General features: G+C 41.9%; 14 protein-coding genes. 12 read left to right on the top strand and 2 right to left on the bottom strand.

Annotated elements, in window-relative coordinates; all coding sequences use genetic code 11:
* Positions 1-72: 72 nt before the first annotated feature.
* The gene (locus P2W71_RS21930) at positions 73-1,287 is read right to left on the bottom strand and encodes a response regulator (RefSeq protein ID WP_276373538.1); all 1,215 of its coding nucleotides are present in this window, start codon (positions 1,285-1,287) and stop codon (positions 73-75) included.
* Between the two features lie 164 nt (positions 1,288-1,451).
* Here P2W71_RS21930 and P2W71_RS21935 point away from each other — a divergent pair, with 164 nt between their 5' ends.
* The 6 genes from P2W71_RS21935 (at position 1,452) to P2W71_RS21960 (ending at position 7,087) form a co-directional block, all read left to right on the top strand.
* A complete protein-coding gene (locus P2W71_RS21935) occupies positions 1,452-1,952 on the top strand; it encodes a GNAT family N-acetyltransferase (RefSeq protein WP_276373539.1) in 501 nt (166 codons plus the stop codon).
* A gap of 61 nt (positions 1,953-2,013) precedes the next feature.
* Positions 2,014-2,985, top strand: a complete 972-nt coding sequence (locus P2W71_RS21940; protein ID WP_276373540.1) for a VWA domain-containing protein — start codon at positions 2,014-2,016, stop codon at positions 2,983-2,985.
* A complete protein-coding gene (locus P2W71_RS21945) occupies positions 2,982-3,635 on the top strand; it encodes a tetratricopeptide repeat protein (RefSeq protein ID WP_276373541.1) in 654 nt (217 codons plus the stop codon). The genes P2W71_RS21940 and P2W71_RS21945 overlap by 4 nt, the downstream gene beginning before the upstream one ends.
* Positions 3,632-4,243, top strand: a complete 612-nt coding sequence (locus P2W71_RS21950) for a hypothetical protein (RefSeq protein WP_276373543.1) — start codon at positions 3,632-3,634, stop codon at positions 4,241-4,243. The genes P2W71_RS21945 and P2W71_RS21950 overlap by 4 nt, the downstream gene beginning before the upstream one ends.
* 46 nt (positions 4,244-4,289) lie before the next feature.
* Entirely contained in the window at positions 4,290-5,468 is a 1,179-nt protein-coding gene (locus tag P2W71_RS21955) for an acetyl-CoA C-acyltransferase (RefSeq protein WP_276373544.1), read from the top strand.
* A 200-nt stretch (positions 5,469-5,668) separates the two neighbouring features.
* Positions 5,669-7,087 carry a toxin-antitoxin system YwqK family antitoxin gene (locus P2W71_RS21960; RefSeq protein ID WP_276373545.1) on the top strand — a complete coding sequence of 473 codons (1,419 nt, stop codon included), beginning with the start codon at positions 5,669-5,671 and terminating at the stop codon, positions 7,085-7,087.
* An 846-nt stretch (positions 7,088-7,933) separates the two neighbouring features.
* Here the strand turns inward: P2W71_RS21960 and P2W71_RS21965 are convergent.
* Entirely contained in the window at positions 7,934-8,410 is a 477-nt protein-coding gene (locus tag P2W71_RS21965; protein WP_276373546.1) for a hypothetical protein, read from the bottom strand.
* Positions 8,411-8,576: 166 nt separating this feature from the next.
* On the opposite strand from P2W71_RS21965, the gene P2W71_RS21970 reads away from it, so the two are divergent.
* The 6 genes from P2W71_RS21970 to P2W71_RS21995 all read left to right on the top strand — a co-directional run bounded on the left by P2W71_RS21970 (position 8,577) and on the right by P2W71_RS21995 (position 14,324).
* On the top strand, positions 8,577-9,539 hold the full coding sequence (locus tag P2W71_RS21970; protein WP_276373547.1) for a phosphoribosylaminoimidazolesuccinocarboxamide synthase: 963 nt from the start codon (positions 8,577-8,579) through the stop codon (positions 9,537-9,539).
* 3 nt (positions 9,540-9,542) lie between these two features.
* The gene (locus P2W71_RS21975) at positions 9,543-9,923 is read left to right on the top strand and encodes an STAS domain-containing protein (protein ID WP_276373548.1); all 381 of its coding nucleotides are present in this window, start codon (positions 9,543-9,545) and stop codon (positions 9,921-9,923) included.
* Between the two features lie 79 nt (positions 9,924-10,002).
* A complete protein-coding gene (locus P2W71_RS21980) occupies positions 10,003-10,923 on the top strand; it encodes a ribonuclease Z (protein WP_276373549.1) in 921 nt (306 codons plus the stop codon).
* Positions 10,924-11,088: 165 nt separating this feature from the next.
* Positions 11,089-11,865 carry a queuosine precursor transporter gene (locus tag P2W71_RS21985; RefSeq protein ID WP_276373552.1) on the top strand — a complete coding sequence of 259 codons (777 nt, stop codon included), beginning with the start codon at positions 11,089-11,091 and terminating at the stop codon, positions 11,863-11,865.
* A 120-nt stretch (positions 11,866-11,985) separates the two neighbouring features.
* Positions 11,986-13,725 carry an ABC transporter ATP-binding protein gene (locus tag P2W71_RS21990; protein WP_276373553.1) on the top strand — a complete coding sequence of 580 codons (1,740 nt, stop codon included), beginning with the start codon at positions 11,986-11,988 and terminating at the stop codon, positions 13,723-13,725.
* Between the two features lie 212 nt (positions 13,726-13,937).
* A complete protein-coding gene (locus P2W71_RS21995; RefSeq protein ID WP_276373554.1) occupies positions 13,938-14,324 on the top strand; it encodes a hypothetical protein in 387 nt (128 codons plus the stop codon).
* Positions 14,325-14,330: the final 6 nt, after the last annotated feature.

Here is a 14,330-nt window from a genome sequence, read left to right on the forward strand (position 1 = left end):
ATGGTTACTTCAGTTGTCGACCCGTGTATTATGTGTTTGGATTTTTGTCTTGCAGACCGGGGCGATGGGATTTTACTCCAATAAATTTTCCTTCGCTTTTAATGTAAAGTAAAATTCTGATCCCTTACCTACCTCCGACTGAGCCCATATTCTTCCATCGTGGCGCTCGATAATTCTTTTTACCACCGCGAGCCCAATACCCGTACCGTTAAATTCACTTTCGCTGTGAAGCCGTTGAAAGATTGAGAACAGTTTGTTGTAATGTGCCATATTGAATCCGGCACCATTGTCTTTAACGAAATAAATAAGGTCGCCATTTTCATGTTTACCTCCTATTTCTACCTTTGGAACTGGGGTTTTCTGTGAATATTTTATAGCATTCGAAACCAGGTTTATCCATACCTGCTTCAACATGCTGTTGTCACAATAAGCATTTGGCAATTCGTGAACGACAATTTCCACATTTGTAACAGGCATCGTTTTGGAAACTTCCTCCATCACGTCGTCGACAAGTGCTCTCATGCTTACATCCACTTTGCTGATCTCGGCATTTGCCTGCCTTGAAAATGAGAGAAGGTCTTTTATAAGATTTGACATCCTGTCGACAGACCCCATGATGTGATTAACAATCTCGAGCACTTCATCATCAAACTTTTCAGGATACATGGTCTGCAGCAAACCTGCAAGTCCTGTAATGCTATTGAGTGGCGACATTAAATCATGCGAGATAGAATAGTTGAACGAATCAAGTGACTGTAACTGCTCGAGTTTTTTTGCAAGATCCTCGTTCAGCGCCTTTATCTTTGCTTCCGATAATTTCCTTTCAGTGATTTCCCACTCCAGTTTTCTATTTGCTGCCCGCAACATTTTTTCTTGCCGCACGAGCTGACGATTTTTTTCACTCAGCTCAACAAACGCACGAACTTTTACCTTGAGTAGTTCCGCAATAATAGGCTTGCTGATATAATCGACGGCACCGGCTTTATAGCCTTTGTAAATATTGCCCTCGATGTCCATTGCCGTGAGAAAAATAATAGGAATATTTTTGAGCTTTTCACGTTCATAAATAAGCGCGGCCGTCTCAAAACCATTCATGCCCGGCATCAAAACATCCATGATGATCAGGTGGAAATCCAGGTCTTTGAGGAGGTAGGCGAGGGCTTGTTTACCTGAGTTTGCTTTAACCAGGTGATAATTTTCATCTTTTAATATTGTTTCTAAGGCGAATAGATTTTCATCGCGGTCATCAACCAACAATACTTTAAACTCAGATGTCTCCTCTACCATATGGCTTGTTAAATAAGAACTGTACTCCTCCATAAACATAAAAACCTCCTAAAATTGTATGCGGTACAAGCTCTTTAAACGCATCTTTGTTTAAACCGCTTTCTCATTTAAAATGTTCAACAGGCTAACTTCCCGATCTTCCATTCGTCGTATATTTCACTTATATGGTAAAAATAGTTGAAGGCACGGTCCTTGAAATACCCTTTATTAAGGAAATTGCGGAGGAAACATGGCCACACACCTACGGTCAGATCCTGGAACCGCTGCAACTCCGTTTTATGCTCGATACCATTTACAGCAAAAACACATTGGAACAAGCTATGACAGAGGGGTCTCAAAAATTCCTGTTACTGAAAGACCTTGACGGATATCAGGGGTTTGCTGCATACGGGCGGCGGCCAAACGAGCCCGCCGTATTCAAGCTGCATAAAATATATGTCCGCCCAACCTGCCAGGGAAAAGGATATGGGAAAATGCTGATCGATGAAATCAAGTCAGACCTGCGGAAACAAGGAATCACATTTCTCGATTTAAATGTAAACCGCCATAATCCAGCAAAGGAATTTTATCTTAAACTTGGATTTAAAGTTATCCGTGAAGAAGATATTCCCATTGGCCCATACTGGATGAACGATTATGTAATGAGATTGATCCTTGATCCATGAACCATCACAACAACTAATCAAAAATCAATCGCTAAATTGCCATTTGAAAAAATAAAACATCATGCTCTGGTATAGAGATCTGGGATTGACGGAAATTATTTTTATAGCAGCCTTTGCCGCTTTTTATATATTTTACTTTATCAGGATTATTCGTATAGCGAAGCAGTTAAAAACACCATACCGAAATGTGTTTGTAAAACTGTTTTTAAGAACAATTTACTTTGCATTGTTTATGATCGCGCTACTGGGTCCCTCCTTTGGCGGTTCTAAGAAAGAAGTAAAGTCAGTAGGAAAAGATATCGTGATATGCGTAGACCTTTCCAAGTCCATGGATGCATTTGATATTCAACCTACACGGCTTCAAAAGGTGAAATTTGAGATGAAGAAAATCATCTCTGCTTTTAATTCCGATCGCATCGGTATCATCATCTTTTCGTCGGAGGCGTTTGTACAATGTCCACTGACTTTTGATCAAAATGCTTTAAATCTTTTTGTAGAAACGATGAACTCCGGATTGGTGCCGGCTTCGGGAACGGATTTTGCACCTCCTCTTCGAATGGCATTAAATAAACTGGAAGAAGATTCGGGTGGCCCAAATGCGCAAGCCAAATCAAAAATAATCATACTCATTAGCGACGGTGAAGATTTTGGAGAAGAAACGGACGATGTAGCACAGGAAATAGAGAACAAAGAAATTAAACTTTATACACTGGGTGTAGGCACTGAAAAAGGTGGCAATATTGCTTCCGGTACCGGACTTAAGACCAATCGACAAGGCCTGATTGTTCAGACAAAACTCAATCCAAAACAATTAAAATCATTAGCCAGCAAAACTGGTGGTCAATATTTCGAAATCAATGAAACTAAAAACGATGTTTCACGCTTAATAAATTCGATCAGTAAGATCGAAGGTGAATTACGGGATGCCCGCTTCATCGATGTGACTGCCAATAAATATTTTTATTTCCTGGCATTAGCAGCAATTTTTTTGCTGATCGATATTCTGATTAACGTCACGACCGTAAGAATATGAAGTTTATCCTGGTATCAATTTTGGCATTCCTGATAATCGATCCCACAAAGATCGCAAAGATCAACAGTGCAAAAAAGGAAGCGCGGGAAGCCTACATGAAAGGTGAATATAAAAAAGCGGCCGCCGTGTATGCCTACCTGGCGGATTCATTGGAAGTTCGTGAAGATGAAGTGATGCTTAATCTCGCTCATTCCCATTTTCAAAATAAAGACACCGCCAATGCAATACCTGCATACCAATCGCTTACGGCAAGTGCTCAAGGTCACATTCGTTCAAAAGCTCAACAGCAATTGGGAATCCTGAACCACCAGCAAGGAAAACTAAAGGAAGCGTTGGGCCACTTTAAAGAGGCCATTAAAGCAGATAACAGTAACGTTGATGCGAAATACAATTATGAATTGCTAAAGAAAAAGTTAGACGAGCAAAAAAAGAAAGAAGAGGAAAAGAATCGTAATAAACCAAAGGAGCCTTCAGCGTATGCCAAAAAACTTAAGCAGCAGGCAGATGATCTTGTGGCCCGATTCAAATTTTCTGAGGCCGAAAACCTCATGAACGAAGGTGTTAAAAGAGATCAGTCGGTTTTATATTATGATGATTTTATCAACCGCTTGAAAGAAGTTATAACTATTGACAAATCCAAATCGCAATGAAAGCTGTCATTTTAACCCTGCATTTCTGTATTGCCGTGTCTGTAGTTTCTTTTGCACAGAATGCACAGGCATATTTCAATACCTCAGCGAATCACTATGTTCAAAACCGCCGTGATGATGCATTGCGTTCTGTTACTGCCGGAATACAAAAATATCCCAACGATCAAAAGCTAAAAGCGCTGGCTGACAAATTAAAAGACGAAAAACAGAAAGAAGATCAGAAGCGAAACCAGGAAAACAAAGAGCAACAGGAAAAAGAACAACAAAAGAAAGAGCAGGAGAAAAAAGAGCAGCAGGAAAAAGAGCAGAAAGAACAAAAAGACCAGCAAGACAAGAACGATCAAAAAAGCGAAGAAGAGAAAAAAGACCAGGAAGCCAAAGACAAAAAAAGTGGCGAGCAGGATAAGGATACCCGAGAAAACAAAGAAAACAAAAGCGAAAAAACCGACAACAGTCCTCAGCTTTCCCAGAAATTGCAACAGATGAAAATGAGCGAAGAAAAAGCTAAAATGATCCTGGAAGCAATGAAGAACCAGGAGATTCAATACCTTCAGCAGAACAAACGAAAAGCAACAAAACCAAGAGAGTCGAGCAAACCAGACTGGTAACAACGTCAATACTTCGAACTTCAACACTACAACACTTCAACACCTCATGAAAGAAGTATACATCATCTCCGCCGTCCGCACACCCATTGGAAGCTTTGGCGGTGGGTTAAGTTCCGTAACCGCCACCAAGCTCGGTGGTATTGCGTTTAAAGGTGCGCTGGAAAAAGCCGGGGTGGACCCAAAATTTGTTCAAGAGTTATTTGTCGGCAATGTCATACCTGCAGGTTTAGGACAAGCGCCTGCAACACAAGTAGCAGCGAACGCAGGCTTAGGATTTGAGATCCCTTGTACCTTGGTAAACAAGGTATGCGCATCGGGAATGAAGGCTGTTATGCTTGGCGCGCAATCCATCATGCTGGGACAAAATGATGTCGTGTTAGCCGGGGGTATGGAAAGCATGAGTAATATTCCTTATTACCTGATGAAAGCGCGCACCGGTTATCGATATGGTCACGGCGAATTATTGGATGGTCTGCAATATGACGGCCTCACGGATATTTACAACCACTGCGCTATGGGTGTATGTGCCGACAACACGGCCAAAGAAATGAACATCTCCCGGAAGGAACAGGACGACTATGCTATTGCTTCCTATAAAAGATCAGCAGATTCCTGGCGTACAGGAAAATTCAAAGACGAAATTGTTCCGGTCGAGGTGGTTGATCGAAAAGGAAATACAACCTTGTTTTCTGAAGATGAAGAGTACAAAAATGTGAACTTTGAAAAAATACCTTCGCTAAAACCAACTTTCAGCAAGGAAGGGACGGTGACTGCGGCAAACGCGTCTACTCTTAACGATGGGGCTTCCGCGCTCGTGTTAATGAGCAAGGAGAAAGCACAGGAACTGGGCGTAAAACCGATTGCTAAAATTCTTGGATTCGCTGATGCCGCGCAGGATCCTATGTGGTTTACCACAACTCCATCTCTCGCCATTCCCAAAGCCATGAAACACGCCGGCGTGAATAAAAAAGACGTTTGGTACTATGAGATCAATGAAGCATTTGCTGCCGTTGCACTCGCTAATAATATCAAGCTGGACCTGGATGTTGAACGCGTAAACGTAAATGGTGGGGCTGTTGCACTTGGCCATCCATTAGGTTCGTCAGGGTCACGGATCATCACCACATTGATCAATGTTCTAAAACAAAACAATGAATCCATCGGCGTTGCAGGTATATGCAACGGTGGTGGAGGCGCCTCTGCCATTGTCATTGAAAAGCTTTGAAAATGGATGTTAGCCGAACCTTTGTGCTAGTTGCTTTCCATACCGACATAAAATCGTTTTAGATCGCGGATAACCTCCAACAACATCACCAGTTTCCCAACGTTATCTTATCTTAAGCTTGAATTCCTCAAAGGATGTATTGCCACGTACGTTAATCCTTTGATTTTTTAAATTTGTGCGAACCTTGTTAATATCGACACATGGCACCCAACCTGCAATCTTATTCTTTGAATCTTCGTTCTTTCCGATGCTTCTGGCAAAGCACACCGTGCTCCCTTGCATTCACAAGAAAAAAAGATTCTAAAGCTGGTTTCGGGAGATTTGTTATCCCTATTTTATTAGCCTTCACATCCTTTTCCGCATGTGCGCAAAAAGAAGTGCGCACGTATTACGACAATAAAAAAGAACATCTGCAGGAGAAATATTTTGTCTCCAAAGAAGATGAGCAAAGATTTATCGGTAAGTACCAACGTTTCTATGAAAGCGGTGGTATCATGCTCGAAGGAAATTTCGAGGATGGCGAAAAATCTGGTGTGTTCACGGAATATCATGAAAACGGTAAGCCTGCACGCAGACTGAATTACGTGAATGGCATGCGCCATGGAGCCGTTCAGGTTTTTGACGAAGATGGAAGGCCATTTCAAAAAGCATACTATCAAAACGATAAATTGGCCGATAGCATTCAACTTTATTTTGACAATGGGAACGTTAAGCGCGAATCTTTTTTTGTGAAAGGAAAACCTGAAGGTCTTGTTAAAGAGTATTATCCCAGCGGAAAACTTAAAAAAGAAATTAGTTATCAGAAAGGTAAGCCCAATGGGATCACACGCACTTTCTACGAGGATGGCAAAGTAGAGACTGAGGCCAATTACGTTGACGGTATCATGAGTGGTTTTTATAAAACCTATTTCATCAATGGCCAGTTAGAGACGGTCGCCACGATGGAAAAAGGATCTAAAAACGGTCAGTTTAAAACATACAATCGCGAAGGGAAGCTAATTCTGGAAGGTAGCTTTATAGGCGGAAGACTCCATGGAGATAATACCGGATATTTTGACGATGGTTCTGTGCAGCATCGTTTTCAATATAAGGATGGAAAGAAAACAGGTACTAATTTCGAATATTTTCCCTCTGGTAAGATAAAAACCAAAGAACAGGTTGCAACTAATGGGATAGATGCGCTCTTAGAAGAATTTGATGAATCCGGCACATTAAAAAGTGAAAAAAAATTGAGGAACGGAATAGCGCATGGGCTATGGGTTGTTTATTGGCAAGACAAAAAAATTCCGAAGACGAAAGAAACTTATGAGAACGGAAAGCTTCAAGGTATCCGTTATACTTATTATGCCTCGGGAAAAATCCAAAAAGAGGAATCTTATAAATTTAATTTGCTCACCGGCCCTGTGAAAACATACTACGAAACCGGCGCACTGGAATCGGGGGGGGAATTCAGGTCAAACAGAAAGCAAGGTTTGTTCACAAGCTATCATTCTAATGGAAAAATTAAAGAGCAAGGAGAATATGCCGGAGATAAAAAACACAAGGAATGGAAACAATATGATGAGAGCGGAAAGCTGATGAATACCACGATTTTCAAAGCCGGACTTCCTGTAAATTAAAACTCGCCGAAAAAATTTGAACACCGAATATCGAACACCGAACAGGGAATGATGAAGGGTCGGGCTTAACATCCGCACCTTGAATGCTCACCATCAGCGACTCAAACAAGTTTTGAAAGATTAAAATCCATCGAAGCAGCATCCGATCATTATTCGATGTTCGGTGTTCCTTGTTCGGTATTCAAATTTGAACACCGAATATCGAACACCGAGCAAGGAATGATGAAGTGTCGGGCTTTAGCACGCGCACCTTTTAATGTGTTCATCATCAGCGAGTCAAAAGGTTTTGAAAGATAAAAATCCATCGAAGCAGCATCCGATCATTATTCGATATTCAGTGTTCCTTGTTCGATATTCAAATTTGAATAATGAATATCGAACAAGCCTGCCCGCCGGTAGGCCGGGAACAAGGAATGATGAAGGGTCGGGCCTTATCAGTCAGCCCCTTTAATGTTCATCAACAGCGACTCAAATAGTTTTAGAAGATAAAAATCCATCGAAGTGCCATCCGATCATTATTCGATATTCAGTGTTCCTTGTTCGATATTCAAATTTGAACACCGAATATCGAACACCTAACAAGGAATGATGAAGGATCGGGGGCCTTATTAGTCAGCCGCTTTTATGTTCATCATCAGCGACTCAGATAGTTTTGGAGGATAAAACTTCATCGAAGCGGCATCCGATCATTATTCGATATTCAGTTCCTTGTTCGATATTCAAATTTGAATAATGAATATCGAACACCGAACAAGGAATGATGAAGAGTACGACTTTAATCATGAGCACCTTAACGTCCATCATCACCGTCTCAAATAGTTTTGGAAGATAAAAATCCATCGAAGCTTAAATCACAGGAATAAGAAAGTATTCCATCATTTCATTGACCACAAGCATAGCCGTGGGAATTGATAGTTTTACTTTCGGCGCCAATTCCCTTTGTTCTTTTGCTACCACCTTTTTTTCCGATCGTGCTAGAAAACCTTCATCTTCAACAATCGAATATGTACTGTATTGAAATGGAATTGGCTCTGCAAATAAAGTAATCACCCGCTTTTCTTGAAAGGCAATACCCTTTAAAAATTGATTAAACAACCTGCGATAGTCATGCTCATCGAAAGGTTTGTCGAATTTACCAATCTGGGCATGCGCTGTGTTGACGTTGTAAGTACCCAAACGCAAATTTCCCGAATCGATATCATTTTCTAAAAACGCACGTTTTACTGCGTTTAATAGTATGGCTTCGGTTTGATCGCCCGCATCAGCAGTTTCCAAGAAGTCATCATTTTTAATAAGGATTTCAATTTTCTTTTCTCTGTGCATAACGTCTACGTATTTTGGACATCAAACGTAAATAACCCCGCCTCCCTGAAAATGTTTAGAATCCGAACGTCACCACGTCGCAAACACGTAATATCACATAAATCCTCACCAAACATTGTAAACTTAGCCGCCTTAAACCTTAATTTGCAGGCATAATTCGCATTTCATGGAGGCTATTAAAGAAACCCATTTTAATTTTCCAGGGCAGACAGGTTTTTATCGGGGTAAAGTTCGAGACGTATATTATTTTGGGGATTTGATGGCTATGGTCGCCACAGATCGTATTTCGGCATTTGATGTTATTCTCCCCCGGGCAATTCCAGACAAAGGAAGGGTACTCAACCAGATTGCAGCCTTCAACCTGCAGGCAACAAAGCAAATCGTTCCAAACTGGGTGCTCGAAACACCAGATCAGAATGTTACAATCGGCTTTAAATGCGAGCCTTTTGCAGTAGAAATGGTCGTCAGGGGATATTTAGCCGGGCATGCCTGGCGCGAATACAAAGCGGGTAAAAGACTAGTATGCGGTGTACCACTACCGGAAGGATTAAAGGAAAACGATAAGCTGCCTACGCCGATTATCACGCCGACAACGAAAGCCCATGTCGGTCATGATGAAGATATCTCCCGGGAAGAAATTCTTAAACGGGGAATAGTTTCCGAATCTGACTATAAAATCCTGGAGGACTATACGTATAAACTCTTTAGCAAAGGAACGGAATTGGCGGCCGAACGAAATCTAATCCTGGTAGATACAAAGTATGAATTCGGCAAACACAATGGAAAGATCTTTCTGATTGATGAAGTACACACGCCCGACTCGTCGCGTTACTTCTATGCAGAAGGTTATGAGACCAGACAAAGGAACAACGAACCTCAAAAACAATTATCGAAGGAATTTGTAAGACAATGGCTAATCGAAAATGGATTTCAGGGAAAGGAAGGCCAGCAAATTCCTGAAATGACAGACGCGATCGTTGCCTCAATTTCTTCACGTTATAAGGAGCTGTACAAGCAGGTACGGGGTGAGTCCCTTCCATTGGTAGATTACGGCCAGATGAACCAAAGAATTGAACAAAGCATTCTGAATTCGATAAATTCCGTTATCTTGGAAACCAAGAAAATCTAATCTATGAAGTATACTATTGATAAGCAGGAAAAGTACAGTTTATTGCGCCTACACGAGGATAAGCTTGATTCCAGTGTAGCGCCCGGCTTGAAATCAGAATTGATAACCCTGCATGCTGAAGGAGTAAGAAACATTGTTCTGGACATGGCAGAAGTAAAGTACACTGATTCTTCAGGATTGAGTGCTTTACTCGTTGGTAATAGAATTGTACAGGAGGACGGAGGTATTTTCATATTGACAACACTTTCAGATCATACGCTTAAACTGATCAAGATCTCTCAACTCGATAGTGTGCTAAACATTTTCCCAAAAGTTGAAGAAGCGATCGATGCCGTCTTCATGCATGAAATTGAGAAGGATCTAAAAAATTCCGACGGTAATTAATCATTGAGTTGATTGAATACAAAGAACCAAAGCCGACGAAGCTTTGGTTTTTTAATTTTCCTATAAACGACTTTCAGAATTGAGTTTTAAAATAACCATTCTAGGATCAAGTGGGGCATTGCCAGCTTATGGGAGACATCCAACTTCACAATTGATAGAAATTCAAAACCGGTATTTTCTTGTCGATTGCGGCGAAGGAGCTCAAATGCAGCTCATGCGATTACAGGCAAATTTCCATCGCATCAATCACATCTTCATCAGTCACCTGCATGGCGATCACTACCTCGGTCTCATGGGACTGATCTTCACCATGCATTTGCAAAAAAGAGTAAATGACTTGCACCTTTACAGTCACCGTGGCCTGGATGAAATCATTACCACGCAATTGCGTTATTCACGTTCAGCACCCAACTTCAAAATAATATTCCACCTTCTTGAAAAAGGTGTTAAAGAAGTAATCTATGAAGATGATGTCATGACGGTCGAGACCATCCCCCTCTCCCATAAAATCCGTTGTTCAGGGTTTCTTTTCAAGGAGAAGGTCAAACTAAGGCGGATTGATAAAACTAAACTGCCTCAGGGTTTATTGATTCAACAGGTTGCCGGATTAAAACTGGGGCGCGATGTGCTCGATGCTGAGGGAAATGTTATTTATTCAAACGAATCGCTGACATTTCCACCTAGGAAATCGCGATCGTATGCTTTTTGCTCTGACACAGTGTTTGACGAAGGATTGGTAGAGCAACTCAAAAATGTTGACCTCCTATACCATGAAGCTACCTTCATGACGGAAGAAGAATCGAAAGCAAAAGAGACCAAACACAGCACAGCAAAACAAGCCGCTACCATTGCGCTGATGGCAGCAGTGAACAGACTTCTACTGGGACATTTCTCTGCGCGTTACAAAGAATTAAATCCAATTTTGGAAGAAGCAAAAGCGATATTTGCAAACAGTGCGCTGGCACTTGAAGGAGAAGTGTTTTCAATTGATGAGGGATAGTGACTTAGTGACTCAATATCAGGCTTTCAAGGTTTGATAACATAATCTAAGAGTTTGTTAAGCATAGTTGTCATGTCTGTATATAATTTTAAATAATGTGAATGTCCGTATCACCAGTTATGCATTCTTTCTCCATCCATCTTAAAACTGCAATGGTAGGCCCTTATGATTTCTCTTGATCAAAAACGCAACAGACTTTTTACGATCCTCGCCGGGATTTTTATAACCAATGCCTTATTGGCCGAGATGATCGGTGTAAAAATATTCTCCGCAGAATCAACGCTAGGCCTACAGCCTGCCCACCTGAACATCATGGGTTTTACCATGGACTTTAATCTTACCGCGGGTGCGATCATATGGCCCGTCGTTTTTATTACAACAGATTTGATCAATGAATATTTCGGAAAACCCGGTGTAAAACGGATCAGTTATTTTACAGCTTTTTTGATTAGCTATGCGTTTCTTGTGATCTTTCTTTCCATCCGGCTTTCTCCCGCAGATTTTTGGACGTTGACAAAAGATGCAGATGGGAATTCCTTTAACATGGATTTAGCCTTCAACAAAATCTTCGGACAAGGTCAACGCATTATCATCGGATCGTTAGCAGCTTTTTTAATTGGCCAGTTGGTTGACGTTTTTGTTTTTCAACAACTTCGTAAAGTCACCGGCAGCAAAAAGCTTTGGCTGCGTGCTACCGGCTCAACCCTCGTATCTCAATTCATCGACAGCTTTGTTGTTTTGTTTATTGCCTTTTATGGCGTTTTCACCAATGAACAAATCGTTGCCATTGGCATCACGAATTACATTTATAAATTTTCTGTTGCCATTCTGCTCACGCCTGTCATTTATCTTGGTCATTCACTCATCGATCAGTACCTTGGAAAAGAAGCAGCAGAGAAAATCTCGGCAGACGCAGCGAAAGAAAGCCAGGGATTTTTCTGATTTCCCACGGTGTAGAGACGCGATGCATCGCGTCTCTACCACCAAAAAATTTCGGCATCGGATAAATGTCATCTAAAATAAAAAATTTACTCTCTCGTCTTTCAACAGAAACCCTGATCTATGTCCAAACCCAAAGGAGCCAAATCGAAAGTAACACTTGCATACGTCTTCAAAACGATCATATGGCCCCGTAAAAATCTGTTATTTATCGGCCTTGTATTGATAGTGATCAGCCGGGTTGCTGGATTAGTCCCTCCGGCAGCCACAAAACCATTTGTAGATGATGTCCTCGTGAAGCAAGACTTGAGCATGCTTCCCCAAATATTGATATGGGTTACCGTCGCCATTCTTATACAGGCAGTTACATCTTTCTTATTAACCAAGCTATTAAGTGTCGAAGCGCAACACTTGATTTCTGTCCTCCGATCGAAAGTACAAAAACACCTGCTGCGCCTTCCTACCCGATTTTTTGACAACCAAAAATCCGGTGCGCTGGTATCGCGCGTGATGACCGATGTTGAAGGGGTACGCAACCTGGTCGGTACTGGCCTGGTACAACTTGTGGGTGGTATTTTGACAGCCGTGATATCCATCGGCGTCCTGATCAGCATCAGTCCCTGGATGACACTGTTCATTTTGCTGCCTATGTCAATCTTTGGATTTATCACCCTTAAGGCATTCGCTTATATCCGGCCCATTTTTCGGGAACGGGGCAAAATAAATGCAGAAGTGACCGGCCGGCTGACGGAAACATTAAATGGTGTAAGGGTGATCAAAGGATTTAATGCAGAGCAGCAAGAGATCAAGATATTTGAACAAGGTGTAGATAAGCTTTTTCAGAACGTGAAGAAAAGTCTCACGTCTACCAGTCTCGTCACCAGCTCCGGCACGTTCCTCGTAGGACTTGCCAGTGTCGGCATCATGGGATTGAGCGGTTATTTCAACCTTAGCCCTGGTGATTTTTTGAAGTTCACCATGTTCATGGTCTTTATGATCGCACCGATTGTTCAAATGAGCAACATCGGCAGTCAGCTTACAGAAGCATTCGCGGGTCTTGACAGGACAGAAGAATTATTGAATATCCAGCCAGAAGATGACGGCACGTCCCGTCCCATCCAGATCGGACCTATCAACGGCGAGATCTTGTACGATCACGTTTGGTTTGAATATGAAGAAGGAAAGCCTGTTTTAAAAGACGTAAGTTTTAAAGCACTGCCCGGCTCCGTCACTGCACTTGTTGGTACCTCTGGCTCTGGCAAAACAACCATCGCCGGTTTAGCAGCGTCTTATCTCACGCCAACCGAAGGCATCATTACGGTGGATGGCGTTGATCTTTCCAAGGTTTCCCTGAGCAGTTACCGTAGTCAGCTTGGCGTCGTATTACAGGACGATTTTCTTTTTGAAGGTACCATCCGGGAAAATATTCTTTTTCCCCGGCCAGCGGCAACCGAACAGCAATTGCAGGTGGCTGTGAAGGCAGCCCATGTTCACGAGTTCACAGACCGCTTTGAAAAGGGTTTAGACACCCTTATCGGGGAAAGAGGTGTAAAGCTATCAGGCGGGCAGCGGCAGCGTATAGCCATTGCCAGGGCCATCCTGGCTGATCCCAGGGTATTGATCCTCGATGAGGCCACCTCGAATTTAGATACGGAGTCGGAAGCCTACATCCAGGAGAGCTTACGGGGACTAATGAAGGGTAGAACAACCTTTGTCATTGCCCACAGACTTAGCACCATCCGTCAGGCCGACCAAATCCTCGTTGTTGAAAACGGCCAGATTGTCGAGCGCGGCAAACACGAGGAACTGATTGAAAAGAAAGGACGGTATTTTGAGTTGTATACTTACCAGGCAAGGATTTAAGAAAGCCACAGCTGAAGCTCAGAGTTATTGAAAGGGGCTTCCATCAGCGCTAACGTTTCACCTATACAATAATCATCAATACAACTACAAAAAAATTACCTCACAACGATAGACCTATCAAAAAAAGTGTGCTCCTAAATAAATTTTTTTTATCGATTGTGTTAAAGTGAAATTTATTTCTTTAACTTTTGGGTACTAAACACTTTTATAGCATGGCAAAGAAAGCTAAAAAAGCAGCCAAGAAGGTTGCTAAAAAGGCGGCAAAAAAAACCGCTAAAAAAGCAGCTAAGAAGACTGCAAAAAAATCGGCTAAGAAACCTGCAAAAGCGGCAAAAAAAGTAGCTAAAAAAGCTCCCGCCAAGAAACGCACCTCGATGACGAAGGCTGTAGCGAAAAAGGCGGGATCCATTAAGAGAAGCGTTACTTCGAAAGCAAAAGCATTCTCAGCAGCCGCTGCCGATAAAGCAATGGAGGTTAAAGATGCTGTCGCAGAAACTGCTACATCAATCGTGGAAACGGTAGGTGAAAAACTGGCAGACGCAAAAGAAGCGATCGAAGAAAAGGCTCAAGACATTCAGAAAAACCTATTAGGTACATAATTTTTA

The organism is Chryseolinea sp. H1M3-3, assembly GCF_029360725.1.
Taxonomy (GTDB): domain Bacteria; phylum Bacteroidota; class Bacteroidia; order Cytophagales; family Cyclobacteriaceae; genus Chryseolinea.

What these genes read in the sequence shown, in the direction of transcription:
- P2W71_RS21930 (WP_276373538.1), bottom strand. Translation starts at nt 1,287, where the DNA reads ATGGTAGAGGAGACATCTGAGTTTAAAGTATTGTTGGTTGATGACCGC.
- P2W71_RS21935 (WP_276373539.1), top strand. Translation starts at nt 1,452, where the DNA reads ATGGTAAAAATAGTTGAAGGCACGGTCCTTGAAATACCCTTTATTAAG.
- P2W71_RS21940 (WP_276373540.1), top strand. Translation starts at nt 2,014, where the DNA reads ATGCTCTGGTATAGAGATCTGGGATTGACGGAAATTATTTTTATAGCA.
- P2W71_RS21945 (WP_276373541.1), top strand. Translation starts at nt 2,982, where the DNA reads ATGAAGTTTATCCTGGTATCAATTTTGGCATTCCTGATAATCGATCCC.
- P2W71_RS21950 (WP_276373543.1), top strand. Translation starts at nt 3,632, where the DNA reads ATGAAAGCTGTCATTTTAACCCTGCATTTCTGTATTGCCGTGTCTGTA.
- P2W71_RS21955 (WP_276373544.1), top strand. Translation starts at nt 4,290, where the DNA reads ATGAAAGAAGTATACATCATCTCCGCCGTCCGCACACCCATTGGAAGC.
- P2W71_RS21960 (WP_276373545.1), top strand. Translation starts at nt 5,669, where the DNA reads ATGGCACCCAACCTGCAATCTTATTCTTTGAATCTTCGTTCTTTCCGA.
- P2W71_RS21965 (WP_276373546.1), bottom strand. Translation starts at nt 8,410, where the DNA reads ATGCACAGAGAAAAGAAAATTGAAATCCTTATTAAAAATGATGACTTC.
- P2W71_RS21970 (WP_276373547.1), top strand. Translation starts at nt 8,577, where the DNA reads ATGGAGGCTATTAAAGAAACCCATTTTAATTTTCCAGGGCAGACAGGT.
- P2W71_RS21975 (WP_276373548.1), top strand. Translation starts at nt 9,543, where the DNA reads ATGAAGTATACTATTGATAAGCAGGAAAAGTACAGTTTATTGCGCCTA.
- P2W71_RS21985 (WP_276373552.1), top strand. Translation starts at nt 11,089, where the DNA reads ATGATTTCTCTTGATCAAAAACGCAACAGACTTTTTACGATCCTCGCC.
- P2W71_RS21990 (WP_276373553.1), top strand. Translation starts at nt 11,986, where the DNA reads ATGTCCAAACCCAAAGGAGCCAAATCGAAAGTAACACTTGCATACGTC.
- P2W71_RS21995 (WP_276373554.1), top strand. Translation starts at nt 13,938, where the DNA reads ATGGCAAAGAAAGCTAAAAAAGCAGCCAAGAAGGTTGCTAAAAAGGCG.